Below are 5,727 nucleotides of genomic sequence, written 5' to 3'. Positions count from 1 at the left end.
CCCGGCCGTCTCGCTGCTCGGTTGTAGGCATGATCTGTGGCAAACGGGGCTCCCCGGTCTCGATACCAAGCAGGCGCAGCGCCCCCTTGGTCATGGACACGCCGCCCAGCCGCGCCATGGCGCGGTTCAGGGGCAGCATGCTGGCATTGATCTCACGGGCGCGCACGACATCGCCGGCGGTGTAGGCGTCGATGAGGGCCCGCAAACGGTCGGGCACCAAATGACCGATGACACTGATGAATCCGACGGCGCCCACCGACAACCACGGCAGGTTCAGCACGTCGTCGCCGGAGTAATAGGACAGCCCGGTCTCGGCGATGAGTTCCGCGCCCGCGTTCAGATCGCCCTTGGCATCCTTGACCGCGACGATGCGCGGGTGCTCGGCCAGGCGGCGAATGGTGTCCGAGGCGATCGGCACGATCGACCTCGGCGGAATGTCGTACAGGGTCACGGGCAGGTCGGTGGCGTCGGCGACGGCGGTGAAGTGCGCGAGCAACCCTTCCTGACTGGGACGCGAGTAGTACGGGGTGACGACCAGCAAACCGTGGGCACCCGCGCGCTGGGCGCTGCGCGCCAGCTCGATGCTGTGCGCGGTGTCGTAGGTGCCCGCGCCGGCGATGACGGTGGCCCGATCGCCGACCGTGTCGACGACGGCACGCAGCAGATCGAACTTCTCGGACTCGGTGGTGGTGGGCGATTCACCGGTGGTTCCGGAAATCGCGAGCAAATCGACGCCGTTGTCCACGAGGCGAGCGGCCAAGGCCACACCGGCGTCGACATCGAGCTTGCCTTCGGCGGTAAAGGGGGTCACCATCGCGACACCAACCGTGCCGGACGCGTGCAGCTCAATCCGCGTCGATTCACCGTTCGTCATAGTCCAGAAGGCTACCCGGTCATCGAAACGGCTCTTGCATCGTTATACCTGAACCGTTGCGGCGGTGTCGGCAATTCGTAGCCGAAGGTTCGGGGTGACAGCAAATCTCTCCTTGAATGATGTCAGCGATGACATCACACTGGTGTCATGGACCTAGAGAAGTACACCGCGCAGCTGCGCGACAACCTGATCTCCGCCGCCGCGCTCGGCGACGAGAAAACACAGGCCACCGCCGCCGCGCTGGCCGCCGCCACCGAGAACGCCGCGCGCCTGGTGCTGCTGTCCGCGCTCTCGGACCTGGCCGCCGAGGTGAGCACGGCGGTCGGTGACCGCACCGTGCACGTCTCGGTGGTCGGCTCCGACGCGCACGTGGATGTGCGCAAAACCACTGGCCCCGAGGACGAACAGCCCCCGACGTTCGAGGAGATGACCGGCGACATCAGCCGGGTGACCCTGCGGCTGGTCGAGCAGATCAAGTCCCGCGCCGAGGAGGCCGCCGCGCACAACGGGCAATCGCTGAACTCGTGGCTGTCGTCCGCGGTGCAGGGCGCACTGCGCGATCAGATGCGCAAGGGCGGACGCTGGGACGCCTGAGCGTCAATCCATCACGGTGACCTGACCGTCGGTGTCGATCTCGGTGCGGCGGTCGTCGTCGGACGAGTGCGCGAGCACCGTCGCCAGGACGCGGCGGCCGATCGGCAGCACGCGAACGGTTACCGACCCGCTATTGGCGGCGTCCAACTCCTTTGTCGCCGCGTCGATCACGCGCTTGCGCACCCATTCGGGCACGCCCGCGAAGCCGCCGTCGTCCAGCAGCACGACCGTGACCCCACGGAAGCGGGCGCCGCGGGCCGCGCCGCTGAGCTCGTCGGTGACCAGTTGCGGTGCGCGCAGGCCGTCCCGGAGTTCGGCCTCGAGCAGCCGGCATTCCTCGCGTTCAGCGGTGGTGAGTTCCGCGCCCTCGGCGATGCGCTCGAGAATCGGGCGCGCCACCCGGTCCAGGCGGGCGAGCTGCCGGGAGCGCTCCCCCTCGGCGGCGTCCATGTCGGCCTCGGCCGAGGCCCGCATCATGGCGTCCTCGCGCAGGATGATCAGCGTCTTCTGCATGGGCCGCATGACCGCGACGAAAACCGAGATGGCCGCGACGGTTCCGATGGGGACCAGGGTGCCCAGCACCGTGCTCGGGCGCAGATGCGCGCCGATGCCGGCCACCACGAGCACGCCCGCGGTGGCGGCCACCCCCGCCCACGCGGTGCGCACCCGGCCGCGCAGCACCAGGCCGGTGAAGACATAGGAAGCCACGAAGGCCGTCCACACCGAGGGCTGCGCGCGATTGTCGGTCGGATTGAGAATGGTGAGCGCGGTGGCCACCGGACCGGAGACCGCGACGAACACCGCTATCGGCAGCGGCAGCGGATCGATGGGGATCACCACCACCAGCGCACCGGCGCTCATCAGCAGCGTCATGCCCAGAATGGCCGCCCAGAGCGGAGATTGACCGAAGTTGCGCGCCATGTAGAGCGCGATGGTCACCTCGAGGATGAGCAGGAAGGTCCACGCGGCGCTGCCGCGCAGGCCGAGCAGTTCGCGCAGGCTGTAGCGGGTGTCCAGGTCCAGGGCGTGGTCAGCGGGAGCCATCGCCACCCCACACCAGGGTCACGGTGGTGCCCTCGCCCGGCTGTGATTCCACGAAACCGGATCCGCCCCCGAGCTGGCGCATGCGCCCCAGGATGCTCATCGATACGCCCAGCCGGTCGGCCGAGACGGCGGCGAGGTCGAAACCCGCGCCGTCATCGGCGAATACGATGCGGATGCTGCCCGCGCTGACGGTGGCTGTCACCGTGCGCCGCACCTCGCGCCCGGGCACCGCGCCGTGCCGCAGGCTGTTGCGGACCGCCTCGGTCAGCGCCGCCGCGATCGTGCTCGCCGCGTGCACCGGCATCCGCAGATCGTCGTAGCCGGGCCAGGTGCGGGTGGCGAAGCGCACGCTCGGATTCACCTCGAGTACGGCCTGGCGCACGAACAACAGCGCCGAGCGGGCGTCGAGCAGATCGGGATCGCGTTCGCGGCCGCGGCATTCGTCGAGCTGTTCCAGGGTGCGCTCGGATTGACGTTGCAGCACATCGGATTGCGCGCCCGCGCGCGAAGCCTCCAGCAGCGTGGAGAGCACGGCGTCGTGGATCAGCGCGGCGAAGCGGGCGCGCTCGCGGTCCCGGCCCTGTGCGGCGGCCGTCGCGGCGGCGCGCCGCGAGGCGATGGCCGATTCCCGGTCGACGCGGGCCGCGGCGCCGGTGGCGGCGGTGCAGCACCAGACGAACAGCGAGGACAGGCCCATGACGCGCAGAAAGTTCTCGACCGCGGCGAAGGGCGTGATGCCGGCGATCGTGTAGATCGTGGCCAGGGCCGCGCCCGAAGCGGCCGCGAAAAGGTAGGCCACCGCCCAGCGCGGTCGCCAGGCCAGCACGCCCGCGGTGACCGCGAGCGCGGTCACCCGGTAGGGCCACACGATGGTGGCGGCCACGCTCGACGCCTCCCAGGCGAAGGGCATTGTGAGAAGCGCGCCCAGGAAACTCAGTGCGGCACAGCCCGCGGCGAAGCGGATCGCGCGCGAGCCCGCCACCGCCGAGGCCACCGCCAGCACCGGATACCAGCCGAAGGCCAGCACGACCGCGGTGACCGTCCACCACCCCGGGACCAGGCGGCCCTGCTCGGCGATCTCGGGCAGTTCCACCAGGCCCACGATCACCCCGGCGATGCCGCACGAGATGCCGAGCCTGCGCAGGATCCGGTCGTAGGCGGCGGTGGCCGGATCGTCCTGCGAGTTCGAGGTCAGCTCACCCCGCATGCGCCGCACGAGCGTGGTGAGAGCGGTGTCGGTGTACGGCGCGGGCGCGGCATCCAGCGTGCCCGTCGCGGTCACGCGCGCGGGTTCCGCTCGGGCACGGGCAGCCAGCCGTCTTCCACGGCACGCTTGTACAGATCGGTTTTGGTCGGGGCGGGACGGCCGGCATCCGCGTACTTCTGGCGGATGCGGCCCAGATAGTCGTTGACCGTCTGTTCGGACAACCCGGTCATGCGGGCCACCCGCGACGCCTTCTCCCCCGAGGCGTACAGCTGCAGCACCTGCTGCTGGCGCGGGCTCAGACCGACATTGGACAGCTGCGGGTCACCGTCGATGGCGGCCGCCCAATCGGTGGTCACCACCTGTTCGCCCTGGGCGGCGCGGCGCACCGCCGCGACCACGGTCGGCGCGTCCTCGGACTTGCGGACCACGCCGAGCACGCCCGCGCGGGCGGCCTCGCGCACCATGAACGGATTGTCGGCGCCGGTGAAGATGAGGACCTCGGTCCCCCATTCGCGCAGCGCGCGCACGTTGGCCTCCGGGGAGGAGGCATCGGCGAGCCGCAGATCCAGCACCACCAGATCCAATCGCGGCCGGGCCGCGAGCAATTCCGCGACCGTGCCCGCGGTGATCACCAATTCCAGATCGGGTTGCGGGGCCAGCATGGCCGCCAAACCGATCGCCACCGACTCATGATCTTCGACCAGCCCGATGCGGCGTACTCCCGAATCCTGCGCCTCCATGGCGGCCGTCACCTCTTCCCACACACCCGAACAACGTCGTACCGAGTATGACCGTAAAGGTGCGCAACGCGTCAGCCACCAGAAATCGGGGGAACCGGGCACTCACGCACATCGGGCGCGGAGCGCCCGCACGCCACTTCTTCCGCGCTGACCGGGGGATGTTCGGCTTGTAGGGTTTCGGCGGGGTCACACGACCCTCGTACGAGGTTGATGAAGGGACGGTCGAGGATGTCGGACGCATCGAACGAGGTGCTGCTGGACGACTTCGAGGACACCGGCAAGTGGGAACTCGCGGGGGCCGGGGCGGCGCAGACGCATCTGACCACGTTCGCCGAGGGCGCGCCGGTGAAGGATCCGGGCGTGTACGCCGACGGGGAAGCGGGCGAGGACGCGCGGGCGCTGGCCCTGCTGATCAAGAACGCGGCCGACGGGCTCGAGGTCGATCTCGTGGCCAAGCCGGGGCAGCCGTTCTCGATCGCGGGCACGCTCGCGGAGCTGAATCTGTTCGTCCGGTCGCCGCACGCCGCGATCTGGGTGTTCGCGCGCTTCGCGGGGGCCGGGGACGAGACCCGCGAGGAGTTGCTGAGCCGATCGAACGCGAGCCCGGAGTGGCAGCGGGCCGGGGTGAAGCTGCATCCGCCGATCGCGGACGCGGAATTGCTGGGGTTGCGGATCCGGCTCGTGGAGGTCGTGAAAACGGCGGGTGAGGTCATGATCCTGCTCGATGATCTGACCGTACGCTCGGAGTCATGAGCGAAAGTCATGAGTTGATGAAAGAACCCTCGGGTGCGCACGGCACCGCGAAGGCGATGTCGGCGATCTTGTTCGGGATGGGGGCGCTGCACTTCGTGGCCCCCAAACCGTTCGACGCGCTGATCCCCCCGGAGTTGCCGGGCAAGCCGCGCACCTACACGCACGGCTCGGGCGTCGCGGAACTGGCGGTGGCCACCGCGCTCGCCGTGCCGCGCACGCGGCGGCTCGGCGGCGCGCTGGCCGCACTGCTGTTCCTGGGGGTCTTCCCGGGCAATCTCTACATGGCTCGCGAATGGGTCCGCAGCGACAAGCCCACCGTGCTCAAGGCCGGTGCGCTGCTGCGCCTGCCGTTGCAGATTCCGATGATCCTGGCCGCGCGCAAGGTGTATCGGGGCGCCTGAGCGGCCGTCAGCGCCGGGTGATCGCCTCGAAGACCTTGGGGTCGACCAGGGTCGAGGTGTCACCCAGTTCGCGGCCCTCGGCCACATCGCGCAGCAGCCGGCGCATGATCTTGC

7 protein-coding genes are annotated in these 5,727 nt (G+C 69.7%); 3 read left to right on the top strand and 4 right to left on the bottom strand.

From position 1 onward, the window contains the following. The coding region (dapA, locus tag ABZ319_RS39910) for a 4-hydroxy-tetrahydrodipicolinate synthase (RefSeq protein WP_354991794.1) at positions 1-874 on the bottom strand (874 nt) is incomplete at its 3' end. A gap of 147 nt (positions 875-1,021) precedes the next feature. Between dapA and ABZ319_RS39905 the strand changes: the two genes are divergently transcribed. Then, entirely contained in the window at positions 1,022-1,468 is a 447-nt protein-coding gene (locus ABZ319_RS39905) for a hypothetical protein (protein WP_354991793.1), read from the top strand. Positions 1,469-1,471: 3 nt separating this feature from the next. Here the strand turns inward: ABZ319_RS39905 and ABZ319_RS39900 are convergent, their stop codons facing one another. The 3 genes from ABZ319_RS39900 to ABZ319_RS39890 are packed head-to-tail and all read right to left on the bottom strand — an operon-like array spanning position 1,472 to position 4,459. Beyond that, positions 1,472-2,512 (bottom strand): hypothetical protein, encoded by a 1,041-nt coding sequence (locus ABZ319_RS39900; RefSeq protein WP_354991792.1) that lies wholly within the window; start codon positions 2,510-2,512, stop codon positions 1,472-1,474. Further along, a complete protein-coding gene (locus tag ABZ319_RS39895; protein WP_354991791.1) occupies positions 2,499-3,794 on the bottom strand; it encodes an ATP-binding protein in 1,296 nt (431 codons plus the stop codon). Before ABZ319_RS39895 ends, ABZ319_RS39900 begins: the two co-directional genes overlap by 14 nt. Beyond that, positions 3,791-4,459 carry a response regulator transcription factor gene (locus ABZ319_RS39890; protein WP_354991790.1) on the bottom strand — a complete coding sequence of 223 codons (669 nt, stop codon included), beginning with the start codon at positions 4,457-4,459 and terminating at the stop codon, positions 3,791-3,793. The genes ABZ319_RS39895 and ABZ319_RS39890 overlap by 4 nt, the downstream gene beginning before the upstream one ends. Before the next feature lie 228 nt (positions 4,460-4,687). On the opposite strand from ABZ319_RS39890, the gene ABZ319_RS39885 reads away from it, so the two are divergent. Together ABZ319_RS39885 and ABZ319_RS39880 are read left to right on the top strand one after the other, a co-directional pair. Continuing rightward, the gene (locus ABZ319_RS39885) at positions 4,688-5,212 is read left to right on the top strand and encodes a hypothetical protein (protein WP_354991789.1); all 525 of its coding nucleotides are present in this window, start codon (positions 4,688-4,690) and stop codon (positions 5,210-5,212) included. After that, complete coding sequence (locus tag ABZ319_RS39880) at positions 5,209-5,613, top strand: hypothetical protein (protein WP_354991788.1); 405 nt, start codon at positions 5,209-5,211, stop codon at positions 5,611-5,613. The genes ABZ319_RS39885 and ABZ319_RS39880 overlap by 4 nt, the downstream gene beginning before the upstream one ends. The last annotated feature ends 114 nt before the right edge of the window (positions 5,614-5,727 follow it).

This window comes from Nocardia sp. NPDC005978 (assembly GCF_040614455.1).
GTDB lineage: Bacteria > Actinomycetota > Actinomycetes > Mycobacteriales > Mycobacteriaceae > Nocardia.
Note: the sequence above shows the minus strand (reverse complement) of the source record. Positions and strands in the feature narration are given on the sequence as shown.

Excerpts from the sequence above, each read along its gene's own strand:
- ABZ319_RS39905 (WP_354991793.1), top strand. The coding sequence starts at position 1,022 with ATGGACCTAGAGAAGTACACCGCGCAGCTGCGCGACAACCTGATCTCC.
- ABZ319_RS39900 (WP_354991792.1), bottom strand. The coding sequence starts at position 2,512 with ATGGCTCCCGCTGACCACGCCCTGGACCTGGACACCCGCTACAGCCTG.
- ABZ319_RS39890 (WP_354991790.1), bottom strand. The coding sequence starts at position 4,459 with ATGGAGGCGCAGGATTCGGGAGTACGCCGCATCGGGCTGGTCGAAGAT.
- ABZ319_RS39885 (WP_354991789.1), top strand. The coding sequence starts at position 4,688 with ATGTCGGACGCATCGAACGAGGTGCTGCTGGACGACTTCGAGGACACC.
- ABZ319_RS39880 (WP_354991788.1), top strand. The coding sequence starts at position 5,209 with ATGAGCGAAAGTCATGAGTTGATGAAAGAACCCTCGGGTGCGCACGGC.